The organism is Stenotrophomonas sp. Steno-C18 (assembly GCF_056393195.1).
The window spans coordinates 320,457-345,430 of the sequence record NZ_JBWJOX010000004.1; the positions used below are offsets into that span (position 1 = coordinate 320,457).

Annotated in this window: 18 protein-coding genes and 2 pseudogenes; 13 read left to right on the forward strand and 7 right to left on the reverse strand. The window is 66.4% G+C overall.

Annotation, left to right across the window (positions count from 1 at the left end; translation table 11 throughout):
* Positions 1-141 precede the first annotated feature (141 nt).
* The 3 genes from AC06FE_RS10845 to AC06FE_RS10855 are packed head-to-tail and all read left to right on the forward strand — an operon-like array spanning position 142 to position 2,990.
* Complete coding sequence (locus AC06FE_RS10845; protein WP_192286234.1) at positions 142-843, forward strand: C39 family peptidase; 702 nt, start codon at positions 142-144, stop codon at positions 841-843.
* Positions 844-855: 12 nt separating this feature from the next.
* Positions 856-1,623, forward strand: coding sequence for a hypothetical protein (locus tag AC06FE_RS10850; protein WP_192286233.1), 768 nt, complete (start codon positions 856-858; stop codon positions 1,621-1,623).
* Between the two features lie 50 nt (positions 1,624-1,673).
* Positions 1,674-2,990 (forward strand): transporter family protein, encoded by a 1,317-nt coding sequence (locus AC06FE_RS10855; RefSeq protein WP_192286232.1) that lies wholly within the window; start codon positions 1,674-1,676, stop codon positions 2,988-2,990.
* Between the two features lie 92 nt (positions 2,991-3,082).
* Here AC06FE_RS10855 and AC06FE_RS10860 read toward each other — a convergent pair whose 3' ends face one another.
* The 3 genes and pseudogenes from AC06FE_RS10860 to AC06FE_RS10870 form a co-directional block, all read right to left on the reverse strand.
* Positions 3,083-4,411, reverse strand: coding sequence for a sigma-54 interaction domain-containing protein (locus tag AC06FE_RS10860; RefSeq protein ID WP_446541113.1), 1,329 nt, complete (start codon positions 4,409-4,411; stop codon positions 3,083-3,085).
* Positions 4,412-4,594: 183 nt separating this feature from the next.
* Positions 4,595-5,335 carry a C40 family peptidase gene (locus tag AC06FE_RS10865; RefSeq protein ID WP_478073031.1) on the reverse strand — a complete coding sequence of 247 codons (741 nt, stop codon included), beginning with the start codon at positions 5,333-5,335 and terminating at the stop codon, positions 4,595-4,597.
* A 105-nt stretch (positions 5,336-5,440) separates the two neighbouring features.
* Positions 5,441-6,038, reverse strand: a pseudogene (locus tag AC06FE_RS10870) (C40 family peptidase).
* Between the two features lie 46 nt (positions 6,039-6,084).
* Between AC06FE_RS10870 and AC06FE_RS10875 the strand changes: the two are divergent.
* The 7 genes and pseudogenes from AC06FE_RS10875 (at position 6,085) to AC06FE_RS10905 (ending at position 11,568) form a co-directional block, all read left to right on the forward strand.
* On the forward strand, positions 6,085-6,564 hold the full coding sequence (locus AC06FE_RS10875) for an FKBP-type peptidyl-prolyl cis-trans isomerase (protein WP_132864393.1): 480 nt from the start codon (positions 6,085-6,087) through the stop codon (positions 6,562-6,564).
* Positions 6,565-6,699: 135 nt separating this feature from the next.
* Positions 6,700-7,908 carry a DUF418 domain-containing protein gene (locus AC06FE_RS10880; protein WP_478073032.1) on the forward strand — a complete coding sequence of 403 codons (1,209 nt, stop codon included), beginning with the start codon at positions 6,700-6,702 and terminating at the stop codon, positions 7,906-7,908.
* Between the two features lie 8 nt (positions 7,909-7,916).
* A pseudogene (locus tag AC06FE_RS10885) lies at positions 7,917-8,087 on the forward strand (amino acid dehydrogenase); the annotation flags it as partial.
* Positions 8,084-9,436: a glutathione-disulfide reductase gene (gorA, locus tag AC06FE_RS10890; RefSeq protein WP_478073033.1), complete on the forward strand. Its 1,353-nt coding sequence runs from the start codon at positions 8,084-8,086 to the stop codon at positions 9,434-9,436. The pseudogene AC06FE_RS10885 and the gene gorA, both read left to right, overlap by 4 nt.
* A 161-nt stretch (positions 9,437-9,597) precedes the next feature.
* The gene (locus AC06FE_RS10895) at positions 9,598-10,533 is read left to right on the forward strand and encodes a DMT family transporter (RefSeq protein ID WP_478073034.1); all 936 of its coding nucleotides are present in this window, start codon (positions 9,598-9,600) and stop codon (positions 10,531-10,533) included.
* Positions 10,530-10,874 carry an MGMT family protein gene (locus AC06FE_RS10900; RefSeq protein ID WP_478073086.1) on the forward strand — a complete coding sequence of 115 codons (345 nt, stop codon included), beginning with the start codon at positions 10,530-10,532 and terminating at the stop codon, positions 10,872-10,874. Before AC06FE_RS10895 ends, AC06FE_RS10900 begins: the two co-directional genes overlap by 4 nt.
* A 40-nt stretch (positions 10,875-10,914) precedes the next feature.
* Entirely contained in the window at positions 10,915-11,568 is a 654-nt protein-coding gene (locus AC06FE_RS10905) for a rhomboid family intramembrane serine protease (protein ID WP_132864388.1), read from the forward strand.
* 141 nt (positions 11,569-11,709) lie between these two features.
* Here AC06FE_RS10905 and AC06FE_RS10910 read toward each other — a convergent pair whose 3' ends face one another.
* Together AC06FE_RS10910 and AC06FE_RS10915 are read right to left on the reverse strand one after the other, a co-directional pair.
* The gene (locus AC06FE_RS10910) at positions 11,710-13,725 is read right to left on the reverse strand and encodes a M13 family metallopeptidase (protein ID WP_478073035.1); all 2,016 of its coding nucleotides are present in this window, start codon (positions 13,723-13,725) and stop codon (positions 11,710-11,712) included.
* A 222-nt stretch (positions 13,726-13,947) separates the two neighbouring features.
* Entirely contained in the window at positions 13,948-16,044 is a 2,097-nt protein-coding gene (locus tag AC06FE_RS10915; protein ID WP_243694088.1) for a M13 family metallopeptidase, read from the reverse strand.
* A 167-nt stretch (positions 16,045-16,211) separates the two neighbouring features.
* Between AC06FE_RS10915 and AC06FE_RS10920 the strand changes: the two genes are divergently transcribed.
* Positions 16,212-17,813, forward strand: a complete 1,602-nt coding sequence (locus AC06FE_RS10920; protein WP_478073036.1) for a phytoene desaturase family protein — start codon at positions 16,212-16,214, stop codon at positions 17,811-17,813.
* A 106-nt stretch (positions 17,814-17,919) separates the two neighbouring features.
* Here the strand turns inward: AC06FE_RS10920 and AC06FE_RS10925 are convergent, their stop codons facing one another.
* Entirely contained in the window at positions 17,920-20,811 is a 2,892-nt protein-coding gene (locus AC06FE_RS10925) for a TonB-dependent receptor domain-containing protein (RefSeq protein WP_478073037.1), read from the reverse strand.
* A 326-nt stretch (positions 20,812-21,137) separates the two neighbouring features.
* Positions 21,138-23,165: an alpha/beta hydrolase family protein gene (locus AC06FE_RS10930; RefSeq protein WP_478073038.1), complete on the reverse strand. Its 2,028-nt coding sequence runs from the start codon at positions 23,163-23,165 to the stop codon at positions 21,138-21,140.
* A 200-nt stretch (positions 23,166-23,365) separates the two neighbouring features.
* Between AC06FE_RS10930 and apbC the strand changes: the two genes are divergently transcribed.
* Both apbC and dcd read left to right on the forward strand, forming a co-directional pair.
* Positions 23,366-24,208: an iron-sulfur cluster carrier protein ApbC gene (gene apbC / locus AC06FE_RS10935; protein WP_478073087.1), complete on the forward strand. Its 843-nt coding sequence runs from the start codon at positions 23,366-23,368 to the stop codon at positions 24,206-24,208.
* A gap of 141 nt (positions 24,209-24,349) precedes the next feature.
* Positions 24,350-24,922 carry a dCTP deaminase gene (gene dcd, locus AC06FE_RS10940; RefSeq protein WP_192286218.1) on the forward strand — a complete coding sequence of 191 codons (573 nt, stop codon included), beginning with the start codon at positions 24,350-24,352 and terminating at the stop codon, positions 24,920-24,922.
* Positions 24,923-24,974: the final 52 nt, after the last annotated feature.

Sequence of the window (24,974 nt, forward strand, 5' to 3'; positions counted from 1 at the left end):
TCACCTGCAAAGGTGATTGCCCTGTCCTGAGCAACAAGCCCGGCCATCCGCCAATGGCCGGGTGTTCCAGGGAGCCCCTGTTTCTCTCCCCCGGGGAACCGGGGCTCCCACCTGGCGGACGTGCAAGGAGATCACGCACCCATGTTCGGCAAGATGCTCGTGTTGCTGTGTGTGCTGCTGACCGTGCCGGGAGTGGCGCGGGCAGGCGATGTCGCCTTCAGCAGCGTGTTGCCCAACGGTGCGATGTACACCGGGCAGGTCGAGAGCATGCGCGAACGGCGCTTCCGCAACCTGGTGCGCCAGCACACCGACTACAGCTGCGGCGCGGCCGCGCTGGCCACGATCCTCAAGCATGCCTACCACCTCAACACGGACGAGGCGACGGTGATCGAAGGGATGATGGGCGTGGCTGATCCTGAACTTGTCCGTCAGCGTGGGTTTTCGCTGCTGGACATCAAGCGTTACGTCGAGTCGCTTGGCATGCGTGGACGTGGCTACCGCGTCGACGAGGAGCGGCTCAAGAGCCTGCGGGTTCCCGGCCTGGTACTGATGGACGTGCGCGGCTTCCGCCACTTCGTCGTGCTCAAGCAGGTCCGCGATGACGTGGCCGAGATCGGCGACCCGATCCTCGGCAACCGGGCCATTCCGCTGGACGAGTTCGTCCGTGCCTGGCCCTCCCGTGCCGTATTCGTGGTGATCGGGAGTGACTTCGATCGCAACACGGTGCTGCTGCAACCCAGTGAACGGCCCAGTGCCCGCGCGCTTGCCGCGCGACAGGGACGGGGCCCCATTACCGATGCGGAGCTGGTCGACTTCGGCTTCACCCATGCCGACCTGTTCTGAAGGAGTATCCAGATGAAGATGCATGCATGCGGTCTGCTGGCACTGGCGCTGGGTTTCGCGCTGCCGGCGCTGGCCGAAGAGGGCAGGGGCACCACCGGCAAGGGATTGCACGAGATCCCCGATCCGGAGCTGAACCTGATGCGCGGCCGGTACACCGTCGGCGGCAACGAGGTGGCCTGGTTCGGCGTGACCATGATCTCCACCTGGCAGACGGCCGGGGGACAGTCGCTGCAGGGCGCGCTGACGCTGGGCATGGATTTCAGCAAGGGCCGCACGCCGAAGGTCAGCTTCACGCCCAGCGTGAACATCACCGCGGCCAATGCGCCGCTGCCAGCCTCGGCCGGTCGCAGCATCGACGGCAGCGGCCTGGCCAATGTCGGCGGGCTGGTGCAGAGCGTGCAGGTGGCCGGCGACGGCAACCGTGCCAGCAACGCGATCCACCTGAACGTACGCAACGACGGCGTGGTGCCGGGCGGCGATGGTGGCGCAGCGAGCGGGGCGTCGACCGTGCGCTCGGGCGATGCCAGCGCCGTGGCCAGCTTCGACGGCAATGCGGCCACGTTGCGGTTGAGCATCGACGGGCAGGGGGCAGTGCAGCAGTGGCTGCGCAATGGAGGTGTCGGGCAGAGCATCCAGCTGATGGCCGACGGGCAGCAGGCGGCCAATCGCCTGCAGATCGATCTGGTCCGGCAATCGGTGGCAGGCAACCTGCCGCTGGCCCAGAACGTGGCACAGGCCATCACGCTCAACCGGGGAGTGGGCGGGATCGGTGGCCAATAGGTCCGTGCATGGCACGGGCATCCTTCCAGGCAACAACGAGGATCAGGACAATGAATCGACTGGCGATGGCGGCGCTGGTGAGTCTTGCCGTGGTTTCGCCCAAGGTGGCGGCACAGCAGACAGGTACCGGCAATGACGAAGAAGACGTGAGGGCCCTGGCGGCGCAGCTGGAATCACTCAAGGCCAGCTACGCGCAGGAAGTACGCAGGTTGCGGGAACTGGACATGCAGGTGCAGGCGATCCAGGCGCGGGTGAGCGGCAAGACCGCGCAGGCCCTGCCGACACCGCCGCCTGCCGTGGCACAGGCCGCCCAGGACGAACCGGCACCCCCGGCGGCGGCAACAGCGCCCACCGGCGAGGGCTATGCCAGCACCGCCGCCGAGGCCCAGCAGGCCAAGGAGGCCGCGCGGCGCAGCGTGGATGACGTCAAGCAGCAGCAATCGGCGTTGTTCAACCGCAGGCTGACGTTGGAAAACAGCATCAGCTACGCGCGCTATGACCGCAAGCAGCTCACCCTCAATGGGTTCCTGGCGCTGGATGCGATCTTCCTGGGCAACATCGCCATCGAGAACGTGGAATCGGATACGGCGACCTACAACTTCGCCGCGCGCTGGGGCGTCAATCCGCGCCTGACCCTCAACCTGGACGTGCCCTACCTGGCGCGCAAGACCGTCTACCAGAAGGGCGGCGCGGGTGGTTCGGCGGCCGGCATCGCGCAGGAGGAAACCAACGGCAACGGCATCGGCGATGTCAGCTTCACCGCCAACTACAAGCTGTTCGGCGAGCGTGGCTGGCGGCCGGAGACGGTGTTGACCGGTGGCGTGACCGCCCCGACCGGACGCGAGCCCTATGGGTTGGACTGGAAGGTCATCGAGCGCGACGACGATGATTTCATCCGCTTCGCGGTGCCCAGCCGGCAGCCCACCGGCAATGGCGTGTGGCAGGCCAACATCGGTCTGTCGGCGGTGAAGACGGCCGATCCGGCGATCCTGTTCGCGAACATCGGCTACATCCGTTCGTTCAAGCGCAGCTTCGACGACCTGGACTCCAACCCGGACACGATCAATCCCGGCGAGGTCCGGCTGGGTGATTCGTATTACTTCGGTGCCGGCGTGGCGTTCGCCTTCAACGAGCGCACCAGCCTGAGCATTTCCTTCAGCGACAAGCTCAGTGCGCGCGCTTCCACCCGCTACAAGAACGGCCAATGGGTGAAGGTGATCGGCAGTGATGCCAACGCCGGCACCTTGAACCTGGGCGTGACCTACGCGCTGACCAACAAGGCGACCTTCGTCAGCATGCTCGGCGTGGGCCTGACGCCGGACGCACCGGACTTCAGCCTGTCGTTCAAGTTGCCGTACATGCTGTGAGCGGGATCATGGCCTGCGATAGTGCCGAGCCACGCTCGGCACAGGCTTCAGCGGCAGGGCGACAGCAGAGCACGGCTGCGCCCTGCGCGGGCTCAACGCAGGGTTTCCAGCGTCAACTGGTGCTTGCGGCACAGGCGGTACACCGTCACCCGCGAGACCTTCATCAAGCGTGCGCAGGCGCTGACGTTGAACCGGCTCTGCTGCAGGCATGACAGCAGGGTCTCGCGCTCGGCGTGGCTGCGTGCGTTGCCAAGCCGCGCGGCATCGGGGGTTCCGTCACCTGCCAGCTCCAGGTCGGCGCTGGTGATCAGTTCGCCGTCGGCGGTGATCGCGGCGCGCTGCACCCGGTTGAGCAGCTCGCGCACATTGCCCGGCCAATCGAAACGCTCCATCGCCTGCCGCGCCTGGGTGGTGTAACCACGCGCCCGGATCCGATGGCGGGTGCGGAAGCTGTTGAGGAAATGGCGCGAAAGCAGGTCGATGTCGCCCTGCCGGTGGCGCAGCGGCGGCATCGACAGCCGCAGCACGTTGAGGCGGTAATATAGGTCGCGGCGGAAGCGGCCTTCTTCCACCGCCCGTTCCAGGTCAACGTGGGTGGCGGCCAGGATACGCACGTCCACGGTGATGGGCTGGTTGCTGCCGACCCGTTCGATGGTGCCTTCCTGCAGCACGCGCAGCAGGCTGGTCTGCGCATCCAGCGGCAGGTCGCCGATTTCATCGAGGAACACCGTGCCGGTATGCGCGGTCTCGAACAGGCCCTGGCGGCGGCTGGTGGCGCCGGTGAAGGCGCCGCGTTCATGGCCGAACAGTTCCGACTGGAGCAGCGTGGAGGGGATCGCGCCGCAGTTGACCGCCTGGAAGGGCCGGCTGCCGCGCGGTGAAAGACGATGCAGCGCGTGCGCCGCGACTTCCTTGCCGGTGCCGGTTTCACCGGTGATCAGCACCGGCAGGTCGACCGGTGCGAGTTTGCGCAGGGTGGCGCGCATGGCCAGCATCACGTCGCTCTCGCCGAGCAGCGTGGCCATCACGTCATCGACCACCGGGGCAGGTGAGTCCTCGCCCACCAGCTGCAGCTGGCGCAGCAGGTCCTTCAGGTCGGGGGGGTGCGGGAACTGGCGCTGGCAGCTGGAAAGCAGCGGGTGCAGCACGTGGCCGTCGTCGGCCGGGGTGAGGGCGAACAGCGGCATGTGACGATGCTCGGCGGTGAGCCTGCCGATGCGCTCCAGCTCGCTGTCCGAACTGGTGCGGAAATCGATCAGGCCGACCACCACGTCGCCATCACGCATGCCGATCTCGGCAGGCTGTTGAGGGAGTACCGCGCGCACCTGCCAGCCATCCGCAGCCAGCATCACCTTTTCTCTCGCCCCCGGATTGCCGAACCAGATAACACAACGCTTGCCCGTGTCAGGTGCTGCAGCCATGCCTGGTCACCTCTCCATTCGGCGCCACCTTATACCCGGGATTCAGACGGGTGCAATCGTGAATTGGGTCACGCTTGGCGGGTTTCCCCATTCATGTTCCGGCAGGCGGGTATCGGCTGCGCCTGGCATGAAAAAAGCCGCGACCCGGAGGCCGCGGCTTTCGCAGGACAAGGCCGGGGGCGCTTACAGCGCCACGCGACGTGCCTGCATGAACTTGTCGCCCCAGTAACCGCTCAGCAGGGTGTCGGTGCGGACATCCTTGCCGGTGCTCGGTGCATGCAGGAAACGGCCATCACCGACGTAGATGCCGACGTGGTCGACGCGGCCGCGGCGGCCGAAGAACACCAGGTCGCCGGCCACCAGGGCAGCGCGGTCGTTGATCAGTTCGGCGTTGGCCTGGCTGGCCATCTCGCGGGAGACGCGCGGCAGCTCGATGCCCAGCGCGGTGCGGAACACGTAGCCGACCAGGCCGCTGCAGTCGAAGCCGGCGTCGGGCGAGGTGCCGCCCCAACGGTACGGGGTGCCGAGCAGGGTCATCGCACGGCGCAGCAGCGACTGCACCTTGCCATCGGAATCATTGGCCAGCGCCGCGTCAGTGGCGGCGGCGACACCCTTGGAGGCGTCATAGGCGGAAATCAGGCGGCTGAGATCACCGGCGAACATCGCCGAGCGGTCCATCAGCGGAATCGTGTCGCTGGCGGCCAGGTGTGGCAGCAGGGCGGCCAGGGTGGCGGTAGCGGCGGCGTCGGCCTTGCTGCGCTGGGCTTCGGCGCGGGCCGGTGCCGGTTTGGCGGCGTCGGCCGGGGCGTTCTGTGCGAAGGCCGGCAGGCTGACCAAGGCCAGTGCGGCACCGCAAAGCAGGCGACGGAAGGAGGTGGGAATGCTCTTGGGCTGTTCCGGTTGGGACGTGTTTTCAGTCGTCACGCGGCAGTCACAGAAAAATTCGATGGGGGATAGTGCCCTGCCAAGCGTGAGGATAGGTACAAATTTCGTTAAATATTCGTTATTTATACCGATGGATGTCACGCTTTACCGCAATACCCGCTTGGCGCCAGTGTAATGGTCACGCCAGTAGGGGCCGTCCAGCTGGTCCAGACGGACGGTGCCGCCGGTGCTCGGCGCATGCACGAAGCGGCCTTCGCCGACATAGATGCCGACGTGCCAGACATTGCCCTTGTTGCCGAAAAAGACCAGGTCGCCGGAGGCCAGGCGGTCCGGGGCGATCTTCGGCCCCTGGATGGCGGCCAGCTCCCGCGAGGTGCGCGGCAGGTTCAGGGCGAGCATGTCCCGGTAGACATAGGTGACCAGCCCGCTGCAGTCAAAACCCGATTCGGGGGTGTTGCCGCCGTAGCGGTAGGGCGTGCCGACCAGCCCCAAGGCCCGCATCATCACCGAGGCGGCCGCGACCGGGTCGGAAGGGGCCACCGGCGGGTAGTGGTGGCTGCTGGCCGGCGGCGGGGCCGGCTTCTTCGGGCTGTGCCCGCAGGCAGCGAGCAGGGCCGTGGCCAGGATCGCGGCGGTCAATTGCCACGTACGGGAGCGGAAAACTGGCGTGATATGCATGGAGCCCGGATAATGCGCCACCTTGGACAGCCGTCATCATGGCGGCGCACCCGGCGGCCGACAAGCCGTCCTACCGTCTGCCACCGGCAGCCATATAGACAGAGTTAGGCATGAAGATCGAAAAAGACCGCGTCGTCCGTTTCCATTACACCGTTTCCGAAGTCGGCCAGGAGCCGATCGAAAGCTCCAAGGACCGTGATCCGCTGGCCATCCTGATCGGCCACGGCAACATCATCCCGGGCCTGGAAGCGGCGATGATGGACAAGGAAGCCGGCGAGAGCTTCGGCGTGGACGTGAAGTCGGCCGATGCCTACGGCGAGCGCCGCGAGGGCCTGACCCAGCGCGTGCCGAAGAAGCATTTCGGCAACACCCGCCTGGTGCCGGGCACGCAGGTGATCCTGCAGACCAACTTCGGCCCGCGCGCCGTCACCGTCGAGAAGGTCGGCATGACCGTGGTCGACGTCGACCTGAACCACCCGATGGCCGGCAAGGACCTGCACTTCGACGTGGAAATCGTTGAAGTCCGCGAGGCCAGCGAGGAAGAAGTGCAGCACGGCCACGTGCACGGCGACGGCGGTCACCAGCACTGATCCGCCGCACCGGCGATGTTGCAGACAACGGCCCGCCCCGCGCGGGCCGTTTTCGTTCGCGGGGCTGCCGGAACCGGCGTCCGCGCCGGTCGTGGCGCATGTTCTAATCGCGCCTTGCCGAGAGGAACCCGGGCCTTGTCCAGCACTGTTTTCCAGCCCATCGCCGCCAGCGAGCGCATCGCCACCCTGGACGTCCTGCGCGGCCTGGCGCTGCTGGGCATCCTGCTGATGAACATGGAGGCTTTCAGTGGGCCGCTGGACCTGTCCTTCACCGGCATCGACCCGCACTGGCAGGGGATCGACCGCTGGGCCGATGGCTTCGTCTATATCTTCGTGCAGGGCAAGTTCTTCACCCTGTTCTCGTTGCTGTTCGGTGCCGGCTTCGCGGTGATGGCGCAGCGCGCCGAAGTGGCCGGGCGCGACTTCACCCGCTTCTACCTGCGCCGCAGCCTGGCCCTGCTGGGCATCGGCCTGTTGCACGCCGTGCTGCTGTGGTCCGGCGACATCCTGACCACCTACGCGCTGCTGTCCTTCGTGCTGCTGGCCTTCCGCGAGGCGCCCCGCAACTGGCTGCCGGCACTGGGTGCGGCGGCCTACCTGGGCGCGGCGGCGCTGATGCTGTTGCTGGGCATGCTGATAGCGATGATGCCGGCCGATGCGCAGGCCGGGCAGGCGGCGTCCGCGCTGGTGGACATCGCCGCGCAGCGGCAGGCCTACGGGCACGGCACCTACCTGCAGGCAGTGGCGCAGCGGCTGGCGGATCTGCGCAGCTCGCTGGGTGCGCTGCTGATTGTCGGCCCGCAGGTGCTGGGCATGTTCCTGATCGGCGCCTGGTTCGCACGCAGCGGGGCGATCGCGCAGCCGCAGCAGTACCGGCGCCTGTTCGCGCGACTGCGTTGGGTGGCATGGCCGGCCGGTCTGCTGGTGATGCTGCTCAGCGTGCGGCTGCTGGCCAACATCGCGCCGGGACGCTTCGACATGCAGACCGCCACCGCCTACGCGTTGACCGCGCTGGCCGGCCTGCTGATGTGCCTGGGCTACCTGGCCTGGGGCGTGCGCTGGAGTGCCCACCTGCAGTGGCTGGCACCGGCGGGCCGGATGGCCTTGAGCAACTACCTCGTGCAGTCGCTGGTCTGCACGCTGGTGTTCTACGGGTATGGGCTGGGCAGGTTCGAGCAGATGGGGCGGGCATGGCAGTTGCTGTTCGCGCTGGTGTTGTTCCTGGTGCAGGTGGTGGTCAGTGGCTGGTGGCTGCAGCGCTTCCGCTTCGGTCCGGTGGAATGGCTGTGGCGCGCGGCCACGTACCTGCAAGTGCCGCCCATGCGCCGTGATGCACGGGGCTGACGCGGGGATGGGCGGGTGGGCGCCTGCCATGGTGGTGTCCTGGCCATCGGTGCGCCGCCGGTCATGGCATGCTCGGCATCAGCATGAGCAGCCGAAGTGGACAATTGATGGCCGACTTGATTACCGGGCAAACGCCCTCCATTGATCCCACGCCTTGTCGCACGGAGCGTTTCCAATGAGTGCAGCGTCATACGATGTGGTGGTACTGGGCGGTGGTTCCGGGGGACTGGCAGCGTCGTTCCGCGCCGCCGGCCATGGGGCCAGGGTGGCGATGCTTGAACCCGCGCCGCTGGGCGGCACCTGCGTGAACGTGGGCTGCGTGCCCAAGAAGGCGATGTGGCTGGCGGCGGACCTGGCCGACCGCTTCGCCCTGGCCGCGCAACTGGGCTTCGACGTGCCGGCCACGCCGGCGCTGGACTGGGAAACGCTGGTCGCGCGGCGGCAGCGCTACATCGCCAACATCCACGCCAGCTACCAGCGACGCCTGGACGAGACCGGCGTGGAGCGTATCGGCCAGCGTGGTCGTCTGGTCGATGCGCACACGGTGGAATGCGAGGACGGCAGCCTGCTGCATGCCGGGCACATCGTCATCGCCACCGGCGCGCATCCGGTCAAGCCATCGATGCCGGGTGCCGAGCTGGGAGGCGTGTCGGATGATTTCTTCGCCTTGCATGCGCGACCGGACCGGGTGGCGATCATCGGCGGTGGCTACATCGCGGTGGAACTGGCCGGCGTGCTGCGCGCGCTGGGCAGCGAGGTCGCGCTGCTGGTGCGTGGCCAGCGCCTGCTGGGCCACTTCGACGCCGAGCTGTCCGACCAATTGGCCGAGAACCTGCGCCTGCAGGGCGTGGGCCTGCATTTCGGTTGCCAGATCGAGGCCCTGCAGCGCCAGCAGGGGCGCATTCACGCGACACTGGAGAACGGTCCGGAGCACGCGTTGTTCGACACCGTGCTGTTCGCCACCGGACGCGCGCCGAATACGCAGGGGCTGGGCCTGGAGCAGGCGGGCGTGGTGCTGGATGACAAGGGCGCCATCGTGGTGGATGCCTTCCAGAACACCTCGGTACCCAGCGTGCTGGCGGTGGGCGACGTGACCGGCAAGGTGACCCTGACGCCGGTGGCCATCGCCGCCGCACGACGGTTGATGGACCGCCTGTACGGCGGGCAGCCGCAGGCACGACTGGACTACGAGAACGTGCCCAGCGTGGTGTTCGCGCATCCGCCGTTCGGCACCGTGGGCCTGAGCGAGGAGGAGGCGCGCCGTCGCTTCGACAAGGTGACCACCTACCACAGCCGCTTCCGCCCGATGCTGCAGTCGCTGGGCGACGGGGAGGTGCGCACGGTGTTCAAGATGGTCTGCGCCGGCGAGGACGAGAAGGTGGTCGGCATCCACCTGCTCGGCGAAGGCGCCGACGAGATCCTGCAAGGCTTCGCGGTGGCCTTGAAGGCCGGCGTGACCCGCCGGCAGATGGAAGACACGGTGGCGATCCACCCGACCTCGGCCGAGGAAGTGGTGTTGATGCGTTGAACGGACAGTGCCGGACGGCAGCCTGCCGTAGCCGTAGCCGTTGCTTCTGCTTCTGCCCCCTCCCTTTCGCGTAGCGAAGGGGAGGGTTGGGGAGGGGAGCTTCCCCGCATCGCATCACCGGCTCCGCATAATGGGCGTCCCCTGCAGTTCCCGCTTCCTCCATGAATGCTTCAACCGGCGCCTCGGCGCTGCCCACCCGTTCCCGCCGCCTGCTGATCAGCGGCCTGTTGCTTGCGGGCACGGGTGCCATCGCCGCCTCGGGCAAGGCGGTGATCGTCAAGCTGGCCTACCGCCACGGTGCCGATGCCACCACGCTGCTGGCGCTGCGCATGCTGATCGCCTTCCCGTTCTTCATCTTCATGGGCCTCTGGGCGGCCCGGCGCGCGCAACCCTTGTCCTGGGGCGACAGGGGACGGGTGGTGCTGTTGGGCTTCAGCGGCTATTACCTGTCCAGCTACCTGGACTTCCTTGGCCTGCAGTACATCAGCGCGACGCTGGAACGGCTGATCCTGTACCTCAGCCCGACCCTGGTGGTGTTGATCGCGCTGGTGGTACTCAAGCACAAGCCCACCCGCACCCAGGTGGCGGCATTGCTGGTCAGCTACCTCGGCGTGCTGCTGGCCTTCGGGCATGACATCCAGTTGGAGGGCCAACGCACCCTGATCGGCTCGGCGCTGGTGTTTGCCAGTGCCTTGAGCTACGCGGTGTATCTGTTCGGTAGTGGCCAGGCGGTGGCGCGGATCGGTGCGGTGCGCCTGACCGCTTACGCAAGCATGGTGGCGTGCGTGCTGTGCATCGGCCAGTACCTGTTGTTGCAGCCCTGGAGCGGCCTGTGGAGCCAGGCCCGGCCGGTCTACGGCCTGTCGTTGATCAACGGCACCGTGTGCACGGTGTTGCCGGTGCTGGCGATCATGATCGGGGTCAAGCGGATCGGCTCGTCGCTGGCGGCGCAGGTGAGTATGCTGGGCCCGGTTTCCACCATTGTGCTGAGTGTATGGCTGCTCGACGAACCGATGGGCCTGTGGCAGAGCGCCGGCACCGTGCTGGTGCTGCTGGGCGTGTTGCTGGTGGGCGGCGGCGCGGCGAAGAGGCGCTGAGCACGCCGCCGGATCCGGCGGCGGGGCACGGCCGCATCCTGCAGGTCATCCGCGCCATCCCGCGCGGCCACGTGCTGGGCTATGGCGAGGTCGCGGCCAAGGCCGGCCTGCCGGGCCGGGCCCGGTTGGTGGCACGCTTGCTGGGCGGCAATGACGACCCGGACCTGCCCTGGCACCGCGTGCTGCGCTCGGATGGGCGCATCGCCATGCCCGAGGGGTCACGCGGCTGGCGCGAGCAGAGCCAGCGCCTGCGCGCCGAGGGCGTGGTGGTCGAGAATGGCCGGGTGAAGCGCAGCAAACCCGCGCGCACGATGGACGAGGCGATCTGGGGACCGGGCTGATGCTGCGGCTATCATGGCGGCAGTTTCCCAGGATGTCCCCATGTTCCCGCGCTTGCCCAAGATCACCCAGACGCTGCTGATCGCCAACGTCGCCCTGTTCCTGCTGCAGCAGCTGCCGCAGACCGCCGGCATCTTCAACCAGCTGATGTTGTGGCCGCTGGGATCGCAGGAAGTGTTCATGGATTCGCCGGGCTTCGAGCCCTGGCAGTTGCTGACCTATGGGTTCCTGCACGGCGGCTTCGGGCATGTGTTCTTCAACATGCTGGCGTTGTTCATGTTTGGCGCGCCGCTGGAAATGACCTGGGGTGAGAAGCGCTTCCTGACCTACTACCTGGTCTGCGTGGTGGGCGCGGGCATCTGCCAGATCGTGGTGGCCGCCTTGTTCGGCGAGTTCAACCCGGTGCTGGGTGCATCCGGTGGCGTGTTTGGGTTGCTGTTGGCGTTCGGCATGCTGTTCCCGAACCAACGGGTGGTGCTGCTGTTCCCGCCGATCCCGATGAAGGCGCGTACCTTCGTGATCGTGTTTGGTGCCCTCGAACTGCTTCTGGGCTTCACCGGCTGGCAGCCGGGCGTGGCCCATTTCGCCCACCTGGGCGGCATGCTGTTCGGTTGGCTGCTGATCCGCTACTGGCGCGGGCAGCCGCCGTTCAACAACAAGAACAAGCGTGGGCCGCACCTGCGCAGCGTGAAGTGACCGTGCCGGGCCACCCCCGGCGGTGATGCAACCGGTAGTGCCGAGCCAGGCTCGGCAGGGCAAGGCCAGAGTATGGCTGCGCCGTGCAGGCAAAGAAAAAGGCGCGGAATCCGCGCCTTTTTCGTGCCCCTCACCCCCGCATCAACGCCAGATGCGGATCTGCTCGGCGTCGGTGCGCTGCATCGGCTGGCCCGGCTTGCAGCTGAAGCTCGCGCCAAAGGCCGGCAGGTTGGACAGCGGGGCGTTGGTGCGCCAGCGGCCCGGAGCACGCACGTCCGAGGCCAGGCGCTGCACGGCTTCGTTCGGCGACAGCTGCTGCGCCCACAGGCCAGCCCAGCCCTTGAAGAATGCCTGCTTGTCGGCAGCCGATGCCGCCGTACCCTGCGGCGAGGTGCTGAACGCTTCCCAGGCGATTTCCACGCCGGAGATGTCGGCCAGGTTCTCGTCGCGGGTGAGCTCGCCGTTGACCTTGGCGTCCTTCACGCCCGGGAAGGCGTAGCCGCCGTACTGGGCGGCGACGCGGTTGCCCAGCAGGGTCCAGGCGCTCTTGTCGGCCGGCGTCCACCAGCTGCGCAGTTCGCCCTTGGCGTCGATCATCGCGCCCTTGGCGTCGATGGCACGGCTGACCTCATGCGCGACCAGGCCACCGAAGGCGCCGAACTTCTCGGCGGGGGTGGCAGCCTCGGCGAAGATCGGGCCTTGCAGCGCGGCGGCGGTGACGATCAGGCGGTTCTGCGCGATGTCATAGGCGATGGCCGGCTGCTGCGGCAACACGTCCCAGCGACGGTCGGCGTTGCCCTTGCCGATACGCTTCATTTCCTGCGCGTGGCGCCAGGTCGAGGCGATCAGCATGTTGCCGCCGAAGCTGCCACGGCCCATCGGCTGCACGGTGTAGTCCAGGTCGCGCAGCGGCGTGCCGATCTCGATCTTCATCGCCGCCAGCTTGGCTTCGGCCTCGGTCTTGGCTTCGGCGCTGAGCCAGGTGCTGCGCTTGACCGCGGCGATCTGCGCCTCGCGGACCTGGTCGACCATCACGCCGGCCTGGCGGCGGACGTCGCGGCTGATGTAGGTGCTGGCGTACTCGTGGCCGAGCATCGGGCCAGCGGCGACGTTGATGGCATCGAGTACGGCTTCGTTGCGGGCCGGGGCGATGGTCAGGCCACGCAGCACGCGGCCACGGAATTCGAATTCGGCATCGCGGTAGGCCTTGGACAGGTACGGGGCCATCGCATCACCCACGCGCCAGCGCAGGTAGGCCTTCCACTGCTCGGCCGGCAGCCGGGTGATCATGCCGTTGAGCTGCTGGAACAGCGCCGCATCGGCCAGCGAGACCAGGTCGTCGTTGACGCCCTGGGCCTTCAGGAAGGCGTCCAGCTGCAGGTTGCGGTAGCGGCTGTTGAGGTCGCGGGTGGCAACCGGCGCATAGTTGTTGAACGGGTTGTTGATGTCGGCCACCGACTGCGCGCTGCGCGCCAGCTCGGTTTCCAGCTGGATGACCAGCGCCGACTCGGCGTCGAGCTTGTTGGCCGGGGTGCCGGTCAGGGCCAGTACCTGCTTCACGTAGCCGCGGTAGCGGCCCATCAGCGCCACGGTGTCGGCGTCGGTGCGGGTGTAGAAGGCGGGGTCGGGCAGGCCCATGCCGCCCTGCATGAAGTAGCCGATGTGGCGGTCCAGTGCCTTCAGGTCCACGTCCGGGGCGAAGTTGAAGGCCACCGGGATGCCGACCTGGTGCAGGGCGGCGATCGAGGCCGGGATGTCCTTGGCCTTGCGGATCGCATTGATGCGGGTCAGCAGCGGCGCGATCGGCTTGGAGCCATCGGCTTCCACCGCCGCTTCGTCCAGGCCGCTGGCCCAGAAGTCGCCCAGCAGCTTCTGCACGTTGCCCTGCGGGGCATTCATGGCGCGGTCCAGCAGCTGCAGCTGCTGGTTGCGGGTGTTGTTGGCCAGCTGCCCCAGCGTGGTGGTGGCGCCAACCTGCGGCACCGGGTTGGCCTTGAGCCAGTCGGCGTTGCTGGTTTCGTAGAAGTCGGTACAGGCTGCGCTGACTGCCGGTGCCCGGGCCGAAGACCTCTTGCGTGCGGCCTCGGCATCGGTCGAGGACAGGACGGTCACCAGGCCCAGGGCCAGGGCGAGGGAAAGCGGGCGAACGGTTGGCATCTGGGGCATATCCACGCAAGGACAAAGTGCGCGGAGTTTAACAAGCCGCCGGGGCAATGTTGCGCATCCGGGCGGAGTAGCAGTCCTGGCCGCGAAGCCGGTCACGTTGGCAGCCAGGCGGGAGTGGCGAGGCAGGAGCGGCCAAGGCCACTCCTACGCGTTGGCAAGAAGAAGGCCCGGCGATGCCGGGCCTTCGGGTGTTGCCTCACCGCAGGGCGGTGATTACCAGATCACCACCTGCTTGTCGCCGGCGCGGACCATCGGCGAACCCGCCTTGCACTGGAATGCGGCGGCGAAGGTCGGCAGGTTCGACGGCGCGCCCATCGCGCGGAACTGCGCCGGTGCGTGCGGGTCGGTGGCCAGGCGGACCTTGGCGTTCTCCGGGGTGTACTTGGTGCGCCACACGGTGGCCCAGTTGAAGAAGAAGCGCTGGTCGCGGGTGAAGCCATCGACCTTCGGGTCTTCCTTGCCGGCCGATGCCTTCTGCAGCGCATCGTAGGCGGTGGCCAGGCCGCCGAGGTCGGCGATGTTCTCGCCCAGGGTCAGCGAGCCGTTGACGTTCTGGTCGCCCACCTTGTACTCGTTGAACTGGTTGATCAGCTTGCTGGTCAGCCCACCGAAGGCCTTGGAGTCGGCCTCGGTCCACCAGTCCTCGAAGTTGCCGGTCGGGCCGAACTTGGCGCCCTGGTCGTCGTAGCCGTGGGTCATCTCGTGGCCGATCACCGCGCCGATGCCGCCGTAGTTCAGTGCGTCGTCGGCGTTCGGGTCGAAGAACGGCGGCTGCAGGATGGCGGCCGGGAACACGATCTCGTTCTGCAGCGGGTTGTAGTAGGCGTTGACGGTCTGCGGGGTCATGCCCCACTCGGTCTTGTCCACCGGCTGGCCGATCTTGGACAGCGCGAACTTGTAGTTGAAGGCATTGGCGGCGCGCACGTTGCCCAGGTAGTCGTCGTGGGTGGTGCTCAGGCCCGACCAGTCACGCCACTTGTCCGGGTAGCCGATCTTCGGGGTGAAGGTTTCCCACTTGGCGATGGCCTTGGCCTTGGTTTCGTCGCTCATCCAGGTCAGGTTCTGGATGCGGTCCTTCAGGGCCGCGGCCAGGTTCTTGACCAGGTCTTCCATCTTGGCCTTGGCTTCCGGCGAGAAGGCGACCTTGACGTACATCTGGCCGAAGGCTTCGCCGGCATCGCTCTCGATGGTGCCCAGCACGCGCTTCCAGCGCGGCTTGATTTCCTTCTGGCCGTTCAGGTCGCGGCCGTAGAAGGCGTAGTTTTCCTGCACGAAGGCATCGCTCAGGTACGGGGAGGCACCGTCAACGGTGTGGAAGCGCAGGTAGGCGCGCCACACGGCCGGGTCGGTGTCGCCCAGCATCTTGCTCACTTCCTCGTGGAAGGCCGGCATGGCCAGCGAGAACTTCTCCGGCGCGGTGATGCCCTGGGCCTTGAAGAACTCGGTCCAGCTGAAGTTCGGGGTCAGTTTGTCGGCGTCGGCCACGGTGACCGGGTTGTAGTACAGCTCGACGTTGCGCGAGAGCTCGGCGCTGGACTTGGAAGCCCGGGCCAGGCGGGTCTCGAACTTGATCACTTCCTCGGCCTGCTTGGCGGCGTCGGCGGCGGCAACGCCGCTGAGCTCCAGCACCTTGGCCACGTGGGCCTTGTAGGCGTTGAGCTTGTCGGCCTTGCTGGCGTCGGTGTAGTAGGTGGTGTCCGGCAGGCCCAGGCCGCCCTGGCTGGCGTAGGCCATGTTCATGGTCGAGTTCTTGAAGTCCGCTTCCGGACCGAAGCCGAACAGGAAGTTCTCGCCCTTGGCGGCGGTGCCGCGCAGGTAGTTGGCGATGGCGGCGCCGTCCTGCAGGCCGTCGATGGCGGTCAGGTCACCCTGCAGCGGGGTGATGCCCAGCGCGTTGATCTTGGCTTCGTCCATGCCCGAGGCCCAGAAGTCGCCGACGATCTTCTCGATGCCGGTGGCGTCCTTGATCGCGGCGGCCTGTTCGGCCAACTGGTGCTGCACGGCGACCGAGCGCTCGTCCAGGATGGTGAAGGCACCCCAGCTGGTGCGGTCGCCCGGAATGGCATTGGCGGTGAGCCACTTGTCATTCACGTAGCCACCGAAGTCGGTGCAGGCGTCCTTGCTGGTGTCCAGGTCGGCGGCGGTGAAGGCGTTGTAGGCCGGCAGCTTGGATTCGTCCAGCTTCAGTTCGGTGGCGGCGGCCGCAGCCGGTGCGGCCGCCGGAGCGGCCGGGGTCTCTTCTTTCTTGCAGCCGATCAGCGCGGCCGAGACGGCCAGGGACAGCAGCAGGATCTGGGGTTTGCGAACGATCACGGGATAGGCCTCCAGGCCGATTTCAGAGCACGAAATGGGCTCCGGGGCGGAGCCGACACCAGAAGATACGCCTGAAACTGTCACCGAAAGGGTGTCGAAGGTCATGCCCGCCGGGCGCAGCCACCGGTGCGCCGCAGGCGGCTGGTGGGTGCTATACAGGCGCGATGAGCCAGACATCAAGCAAGCAGTGGGATGCGATCCTGATCGGCGGCGGCCACAACGGGCTGGTGTGCGCGGCCTATCTCGCCAAGGCCGGCAAACGGGTGCTGGTGCTGGAACGGCGGGCAGTCGTCGGTGGGGCGGCGGTGACCGAGGAGTTCCATCCCGGGTTCCGCAACTCGGTGGCCTCCTATACGGTGTCGCTGCTGCAGCCGCAGGTGATCGCCGACCTGGCGCTGGAGCGTCACGGCCTGCGCGTGGTGCCCCGGCGCATCAACAACTTCCTGCCACTGCCCGATGGCCAGTACCTGCTGGCCGGCGGTGGTCGCACCCAGGCCGAAGTGGCGAAGTTCTCGGCCCGCGACGCCGAGCGCCTGCCTGACTACGAGCGTCGGCTGGAAGTGTTTGCCGACGTGCTGCGGGCACAGGCGCTGCAGGCGCCGCCAAACGTGGGCGAGGGTGGCTGGCTGCAGGCGCTGCCGGCGCTGTGGAAGGCCGGCAAGCTCGGCCGCCAGCTGCAGCGGCTGGACGCGGGGTTGAAACAGGAGTTGCTGGACCTGTTCACGATCTCGGCGGCGGAGTACCTGGACCGCTGGTTCGAGAGCGCGCCGATCAAGGCGCTGTTCGGCTTCGACGGCATTGTCGGCAACTACGCCAGCCCCTACTCGCCGGGCAGCGCCTACGTGCTGCTGCACCACGTGTTCGGCCAGAGCAATGGCGTCAAGGGTGCCTGGGGGCACGCGATCGGCGGCATGGGCGCAATCACCCAGGCGATGGCGCGTGCGGCGCAGGAAGCCGGCGTGCAGATCCGGACCGACTGCGGGGTGCGGAAGGTACTGGTCGAGCAGGGCCGTGCCTGCGGCGTGGTGACCAGCGCTGGGCACGTGCTGCGCGGCAGGGCGGTGGTGGCCAACGTCAACCCGAAGCTGCTGTACGAACAGTTGCTTGAACCGGCCGACGTGCCGGCCGCCACGCGCGAACGCATGCGCGGCTGGCGTTGTGGCTCGGGCACGTTCCGGATGAACGTGGCGCTGTCGCGGCTGCCCGATTTCACGGTGTTGCCGGGGCAGGGCGATCACCTCACCGCGGGCATCATCATCGCCCCGAGCCTGGACTACATGGACCGTGCTTATCTGGATGCACGCCAGCATGGATGGTCGCGTGAGCCGGTGGTGGAAATGCTGATTCCCAGCACGTTGGACGACTCGTTGGCACCGCCGGGGCAGCATGTGGCCAGCCTGTTCTGCCAGCATGTGGCACCGCAGCTGCCGGACGGAAGCAGCTGGGACGATCACCGCGACGAAGTGGCCGACCTGATGATCGCCACGGTTGACCGGCAGGCGCCGGGCTTCGCCGACGCGGTGCTGGGCCGGCAGATCATGAGCCCGCTCGACCTGGAGCGGACCTTCGGCCTGGTCGGGGGCGACATCTTCCACGGTGCGCTGAGCCTCAACCAGCTGTTCAGCGCCCGCCCGATGCTGGGCCAGGCCAACTACCGGGGCGCGATCCCCGGCCTGTACCTGTGTGGGTCGGGCACGCACCCGGGCGGCGGCGTGACCGGGGCGCCGGGGCACAATGCGGCGCAGGTGATCGCGGCGGAGATCTGAAGGCGACCCGTCTGCGGCCGCCGGACCGGGCAGAAGCGCCGCGCGCCAACGAAAAAGGGAGGCGACATGACGTCGCCTCCCTCGTATTGCCACTTCAACGCAGGGATCAGAACTTGTACTGCACGCGCGCGAAGAAGGTGCGGCCGTACCAGTCGTACTGCGAGGCATAGACCGGCACGTTGCCGTACACGGCGGCATCGGAACCCAGGCCCGAGGAGACCAGGTCCGGCGCCTTGTCGAACAGGTTGCGGACACCGAACAGGATGCCCCAGTCGCCCTGTTCATACGCCACGGAGGCGTGGTGCAGGAACTGCCAGCCGGCCTTGATGTCGCGGGTCGCGTTCTGGTAGCCGGAGTAGGTGAAGGTGCGGTCGTAGTCCTTGCTGGACGTGCTGCTCACGTACTGGCCCTGGTAGCTGAACGTCCAGTCACCACGCTTCAGGCTGACGTTGCCGATACCCACGGTCTTCGGACGACCGATGTAGCCGATCTGCTCGTCGGTCGAGATGCCGCTGTTGGCGGCGGAGTCGAACAGACGGAACGAGTCCTCGATGGTGTAGGTGACCTGCGCGTCAACGGACAGCTTGCCGAACGAGAAGTCGCGATCGTAGTTCACCTGCAGGTCGTAACCGCGGGTGCGCTCGCGGTTGATGTTCACGTAGGTGCTGTAGATGTTGACGATCGAGTTCGGGGCGGATGCGTCATCCGGCGCATTACGCTCCATCTGGTCGCAGAACGAGTTCGGGTAGACCGGCGAGGCGTAGCAGCTGTACACGATGTTGCGAGCGCCGAGCTGGGTGATCTCGCCACGGACGTCGTAGTCGAAGTAATCCAGTGCGACGTTCAGGTCGGCGAAGGTCGGGGTCCACACCAGGCCCAGCGTCTTGGCCTTGGAGGTCTCCGGCTTCAGCTTGCCCTTGCCGCCGCTCTCGTACACGGTCGCGCTTGAGGAGCCACCGGCATAGTCGTCCGGAATGCCCGCCGCCGCGCAGTTGGCACGGATGTACTGGTTGTTGCTGTCACCCCACAGGATGCAGGGGTCGATCAGTGCCTGCGTCTGGTAGCCGGTCTGGTCGCCCAGGTACAGCTCGTACAGGCCCGGGGCACGGTAGGAGGTGCCGATGGTGCCGCGCACACGCAGCGAGGGGATGATCTGCCAGTTCAGGCCGGCCTTCCACACGTTGTCCGAATCGGCAACCGAGTCGTACTTGAACACGCGGCCGGACAGGTTGACCGACAGCGATTCGACGGCCGGCAGCCCCTTCAGCAGCGGGATGTCGAACTCGGCGAAGGCTTCCTTGACGTTGTCGGTGCCCTTGGTTTCATTGGCCGAGCTGTAGCCCCACATCCGGCCCTGCTTGGAGAGGTCGGACGGCTGGTCGTCGATCTTGGTGTGGCGGAACTCCGCACCGAATGCACCGGCGACATTGCCGGCAGGCAGGCCGAACAGATCACCGGTGACCACCGCGTTGACGGTGGACTGTTCGTAGATCGTGCTGCCGTTGGCCCAGACGCCGATGGCATTGACCAGTTCGCCCATCCGCTCGCCGCTGAGGAAGCCGGGGTCGAAGTAGTTCACCGGGGTGGTATCGCCGCCCATCGGGTCACCCAGGTCGCCGGTACGCGCGGCGTCGATCGCAAGGTTGCCGTACTTGCCCTTGGAGCGGCTGTAGGTGCCGTTGATTTCCCAGGCCCAGCTGTCGGTGCCCTTGAACAGGCCGTCGAACTTGGTGGCACCGTAGAAGTAGTCGACCTTGACCTTCTGGTCATCGACGAACGGCATGATCGGCTGGTAGTAGTCGTCGTCGCTTTCGTTGTAGACGATCGGGAAGAACTGCCGGTAGCTGTGGGCGTTGGTCTCACGGCGGTTGTACAACCACTGCGTCTTCCAGCTGAAGCTGTCGAAGCTGAAGTCGGTTGCCGCGTAGAAGCTGGCACGCTCGCGTTCGTTGATGACTTCGCCGTTCTTGAGGAAGTCGTAGTTCAGCACGTCCTCATAGGAAGCTTCAGGCGAGTTGGCATAGCTCTTGGACGGGTACGGGCGCGGCTTGTAGCCCGGGAACGGGCCAATGGTGCTGCCGTCCTTGGTCGGCACGTAGCGCACGCGCGAGTCGAACAGCTTGATGATGGTGTTGGCGTACAGGTTGCCCGCGCTGCAGCCGGCCAGGGGGGTGCCTTCCAGGATCGAGTGGTCCACGCGGTCAATGCGCTTGCCATCGGTGCCCCAGACACGGTCCTGTGCGCAGGAGAAGTAGTCACGGTCGCCGTTGGTCAGCGCGTTGAGCTTGTCCCACTGGACGCCGGCGACGATGCTGCCGTTGTCGAAGTTCCAGCCGTTGGCGATCGACGCGGAGAACTGCTCGCCGCCGCCATGCTGCGGCACGCTCATCATGTACGTCATTTCCGGACGGTCCATGGTCTTGCGCGTGACCAGGTTCACCACGCCGGCCAGCGCGTCGGAGCCGTAGATGGAGGACGAACCATCCTTCACCAGCTCGATGCGCTGCAGGATGGCCTGCGGGATGACGTTGAGGTCGAACGAGCCGACCTGGCCGCGCGTGCCGGCGGGGCCGGGGCGCTGGCCGTCGAGCAGCACCAGCGTGCGGTTCGAGCCCAGGCCGCGCAGCGAGACGGTCTGCACGCCGGTACCACCTTCGACGACGAAGCCGCCGAACTGGTTGTTGATCTGGGTGGAGCCGGCGGCGGCAGCCGAGGTCTGCAGGAAGCTGGCGGTATCAAATTGGCCTGCGGCCAAGCCTTTCTCGATCGAGATCACCTGCACTGGCGAGGTGGTTTCATACTCCGGACGCTTGATCAGCGAGCCCGTGACGGTGACCGTATCGAGATCCTTGGCCTTTTCGCTTGAGGTTGCGCTTTGGCTGGTGGTTTCGGTCTTTTCGGATTGCTCCTGGGCAAAGGCCGGAACGACTTGCAGTGCTGCGACGACAGCAATTACCAAAGGCAACTGTTGCAGTCCGCGTTGGACGGACATCTTCATGCGGCTCTCTCCTGATGAAAAATGTTCAGCAAAATGTTTCGCCAGCGTTATGGGCTGGTTAAGCGAATGTAGGTTGGAGGGGTTGCGCTTGCAACGGTTTTCTGATCTCACTTCCTCTCATTCACGTATATGAATTCGAAGCAATGAGGTGCCCGGTGGTCGCGGCTTTACAGGATCGGCGTGGTCGGCGGCGCTGTCCCCCGGTTTCCTCCGCGGTACCCACAACAGCCCCGATGGTCGGCCACGAGGGATCCCCCGTCCCTGGCAGTCAAAAAAAAACCGGGGAGCCTTCGCTCCCCGGTTGGGTACTTCGATACAGCCGGGGATCAGAGCCCGCCGGGGCCGCAATCGCTCTTCAGGTAATTCTCGATGAGCCCAAGGGTTTCCCGCTGCTGCCGCGGGTACCACGGCATGCTGTGCTGCTGGTCGGCGATCAGGTGGAACTGGGCCGGCACCTTGTTCTTCACCGCATCGTAGAAGCCCTGGGCGTGGAACGCCGGGGTGCGCACGTCGCGGTCACCGACAAACAGCATGACCGGGATGTTGGCATTGGCGGCGTTCTTCAGCGGGTCCATGCCCTTCACGGTCTGGCCCTGCAGGATGCGCTGCAGGCGGTTGTCGCTCCAGGACGTACCCAGGCGGCCCAGGTCGGTGACCGGCGCGCCCGCGATCGCGCACTGGAACGGCGAGTTCGGCCGGACCGTTGCGGCTGCGGCGGCAAAACCACCGTAGGAGTAGCCGAAGATGGCGATGCGGTCCTTGCCAGCGATGCCCTGTGAAACCAGGTAGGCCGCGGCATCATCGTTGTCATCGGACATCTTCTGCCCCCACTCGCGGTCGCCCGCGATCCACAGGTCGCGGCCAAGGCCGGCCGAGCCACGGTATTGCGGGCGCAGCACGGCATAGCCGCGCGAGGTCAGCAGCGGCACCCAGCCAGACACGTCCCAGCCCATGTAATCCCGTGCCCACGGGCCGCCATGGGGGTGGACGATGGCCGGTGCGGCCGGATCCCCCTGCTTCCAGCCTGCGGGAAGATCAAGGATGGCCGGGATCTGGCGGCCGTCACGCGCGGTGTAGGTGACCCAACGCTCCTCGCCGGTCCGGCCTTCGCCGACCCACGGGCGCTCGCTCCCCAGGTTCACCACGTTCTTCCTGTCGAGCAGGATATGGTGGCTGGACGGGGCATCGTTGCTGCTGGTCTTGAACAGGATGCGCGAGAAGTCGTCCGTGTAGCGCGCGATATCGATCTGCTTGTTGGGGAAGGCCTGCTTGAGGTTGTCCTGGATCGCCTTCAGGGTCGGGTCGACATAGACGGTCTGCGGTGACGGGCCGTCGATCACGAAGCCCAGCACCTGGTTGAAGTTGCTGGCCTGGGTACTGAAGATCAACCGGGCAATGGAGAACTCCGGGTTGGCCACCACGGGCTCGGCATCGAACTTCTGCTGCTTCGGGTCATACAGGTGCGCCTGCACCTTGTCCGAGAACAGGTCGGTCAAGACGTAATACTTGCCGGTGGCGTCATCCACGCCCGCCAGTTCAACCGTATGCCGGTCGGACAGCTTGGTGGTCAGCGGTCGCTGCAGGACGAACTGGCCCGAGGCCGGGTCCAGGATCAGTACCTGCTGCTCATAGTCGCTGCCTGCCGCTTCGATCTGGGACTTCGCCAGCACCTTGCCGGTGCGCGAGTCGAACAGGGCTGGCGAGGCGCGCGTACCGCCGCGGAAGAGCAGTTCGGTTTCCTTGGTCTTGAGGTTGTACAGGTAGTAGTTCGAGGTCAGGCTCAGCTCGCTGAGCTGCTGGATGACGACCCGGTCCGGGTCCAGCGGCAGCATGTTCACCAGCGATGCCGTGCCAGCGAGCTCCAGGCAGCGCTGGGTCTGCTCGCTCACGCCGAGTCTGCGGGTGTTGTCGGTGAAGGCCTCGTTGAACTCCTTCTGATCGTCACCGGTAAGGTAGGTCTTCACTACAAAGGTCTTGGTCGCGCCGGACGCGTTGCCTTCGCCGCAACCGCCCAGCTGCCCGGTCCACTCCTGGCGGCCGATCACCAGAATCTTGTCCGACTTCAGGGCACCGGCGGCAATGAACTTCATGCGATCACCCGACGGCGTCACCACCTTGGGGCCGGACGAAAGCGCGCTGGTGTCCCAGGTGGCCAATGCGGTTTCTTCCGCATTCTTCGGTGAAGGCACCAGGGCGATGAGGTGCTTCCCGTCAGGACTCATCGACACCGATTGCAGTGCGGGCAGCCGCGCCAGGTCCTCGATGGCAATCGGCCCGGAAGACTCTGCGTAGCTGTTGGCTGCAGCGAGTGAAACAGCAGTGAGGAGCAAGGTACGGCCGAAAACCACGTGCATATCTCATCCTTTGGACACGTTGATTGCTTGGGGTCACAAGCTTGCTGAATGGAACAACAACGCGGAAAAGGTAGCAGAACCGCCATCCAGCGCGTAGTGCGGAAAGGCAGGTGCCGATCGGAAGCGGGTGGGGATGTCATGCGGGCGAGGCGCTATAGTTGCGCCCTGTCTGAAAGGCTGAGGTTGTGGTGGGCGGTTCGATCGCATTGGGTTCATCCCACAAGGTTCAAAAGGGGCTCTCTCCCCATTCACGTATCCGCAACGTCATTGCGGTCGGGTCCGGCAAGGGCGGGGTGGGCAAGTCCACGACCGCGGTGAACCTGGCCTTGGCGCTGCACGCGCTGGGGGCGCGGGTCGGGGTGCTCGATGCCGACATCTACGGGCCGAGCGTGCCGGCCATGCTGGGCCTGAGTGGCCGTCCGGAGAGCCCGGACAACAAGACCATCGAGCCGTTGCGGGCGTTTGGCGTGGAAGCGATGTCCATCGGTTTCCTGGTCGAGCCCGACTCGCCGATGATCTGGCGTGGCCCGATGGCCACCTCGGCGCTGACCCAGTTGTTCAACGACACGCTGTGGGGCGACCTGGACTTCCTGCTGATCGACCTGCCGCCGGGTACCGGTGACATCCAGCTGACGTTGTCGCAGAAGATCCCGGTGGCCGGTGCGGTGATCGTCACCACGCCGCAGGACATCGCCACGCTGGATGCGCGCAAGGCATTGAAAATGTTCGAGAAGGTCGAGGTTCCGGTGCTCGGCATCGTCGAGAACATGGCCGTGCACACCTGCAGCAACTGCGGCCACACCGAACATCTGTTCGGCGAGGGCGGCGGCCAGCGCATGGCCGAGCAGTACGGCGTGCCGCTGCTGGGTGCGCTGCCGCTGGACATCAGCATCCGCGAGCAGGGGGACGTCGGTACCCCGGTGGTGGCCGCTGCACCGGATTCCGCACCGGCCCAGGCCTACCTGGCCGCGGCCCGGCGCATGGCCGAGGAACTGGCCAAGCGCCCACGCGCCAGCATCCCGATCGTGTCCTCGTTGATCTGACCGGCTGCCGGCGTCGTCCGGCCGCTGCCCGCCGAGCCGTGGCAGCCCCGGCTCGGGCTCGGCGATACAAGGCCCCTGCGCTAGAATCGTGCCCCGACCGGCGCACCAGGCTGCGCGATCCCACGAAATCAGGACCATTGAATGAGCATCAAGAGCGACCGCTGGATCCGCCGCATGTCCGAGCAGCACGGCATGATCGAGCCGTATGAAGCCGGGCAGATCAAGCAGGTCAATGGCAGCCGCATCGTCAGCTACGGCACCTCCAGCTATGGCTACGACGTGCGTTGCTCGCGCGAGTTCAAGGTGTTCACCAACATCAACTCCACCATCGTCGACCCCAAGCACTTCGACCCGAAGAGCTTCGTCGACATCGAGGCCGACGAGTGCATCATCCCGCCGAATTCGTTCGCGCTGGCACGCACGGTGGAGTACTTCCGCATCCCGCGCGACACCCTGGTGGTCTGCCTGGGCAAGAGTACCTACGCGCGCTGCGGCATCATCGTCAACGTCACGCCGCTGGAGCCGGAATGGGAAGGCCACGTGACGCTGGAGTTCTCCAACACCACGCCGCTGCCGGCGCGTATCTATGCCAACGAAGGCGTGGCACAGATGCTGTTCTTCCAGGCCGACAAGGATGATGTCTGCGAGACCTCGTACAAGGACCGCGGCGGCAAGTACCAGGGCCAGACCGGCGTGACCTTGCCGCGCACCTGAGCCCGGCATGCGACAACGAAAAAGGGCGCGGATTCCGCGCCCTTTTTGTTTT

Excerpts from the sequence above, each read along its gene's own strand:
- AC06FE_RS10845 (WP_192286234.1), top strand. The coding sequence starts at position 142 with ATGTTCGGCAAGATGCTCGTGTTGCTGTGTGTGCTGCTGACCGTGCCG.
- AC06FE_RS10850 (WP_192286233.1), top strand. The coding sequence starts at position 856 with ATGAAGATGCATGCATGCGGTCTGCTGGCACTGGCGCTGGGTTTCGCG.
- AC06FE_RS10855 (WP_192286232.1), top strand. The coding sequence starts at position 1,674 with ATGAATCGACTGGCGATGGCGGCGCTGGTGAGTCTTGCCGTGGTTTCG.
- AC06FE_RS10860 (WP_446541113.1), bottom strand. The coding sequence starts at position 4,411 with ATGGCTGCAGCACCTGACACGGGCAAGCGTTGTGTTATCTGGTTCGGC.
- AC06FE_RS10875 (WP_132864393.1), top strand. The coding sequence starts at position 6,085 with ATGAAGATCGAAAAAGACCGCGTCGTCCGTTTCCATTACACCGTTTCC.
- gorA (WP_478073033.1), top strand. The coding sequence starts at position 8,084 with ATGAGTGCAGCGTCATACGATGTGGTGGTACTGGGCGGTGGTTCCGGG.
- AC06FE_RS10895 (WP_478073034.1), top strand. The coding sequence starts at position 9,598 with ATGAATGCTTCAACCGGCGCCTCGGCGCTGCCCACCCGTTCCCGCCGC.
- AC06FE_RS10905 (WP_132864388.1), top strand. The coding sequence starts at position 10,915 with ATGTTCCCGCGCTTGCCCAAGATCACCCAGACGCTGCTGATCGCCAAC.
- AC06FE_RS10910 (WP_478073035.1), bottom strand. The coding sequence starts at position 13,725 with ATGCCAACCGTTCGCCCGCTTTCCCTCGCCCTGGCCCTGGGCCTGGTG.
- AC06FE_RS10920 (WP_478073036.1), top strand. The coding sequence starts at position 16,212 with ATGAGCCAGACATCAAGCAAGCAGTGGGATGCGATCCTGATCGGCGGC.
- AC06FE_RS10925 (WP_478073037.1), bottom strand. The coding sequence starts at position 20,811 with ATGAAGATGTCCGTCCAACGCGGACTGCAACAGTTGCCTTTGGTAATT.
- AC06FE_RS10930 (WP_478073038.1), bottom strand. The coding sequence starts at position 23,165 with ATGCACGTGGTTTTCGGCCGTACCTTGCTCCTCACTGCTGTTTCACTC.
- dcd (WP_192286218.1), top strand. The coding sequence starts at position 24,350 with ATGAGCATCAAGAGCGACCGCTGGATCCGCCGCATGTCCGAGCAGCAC.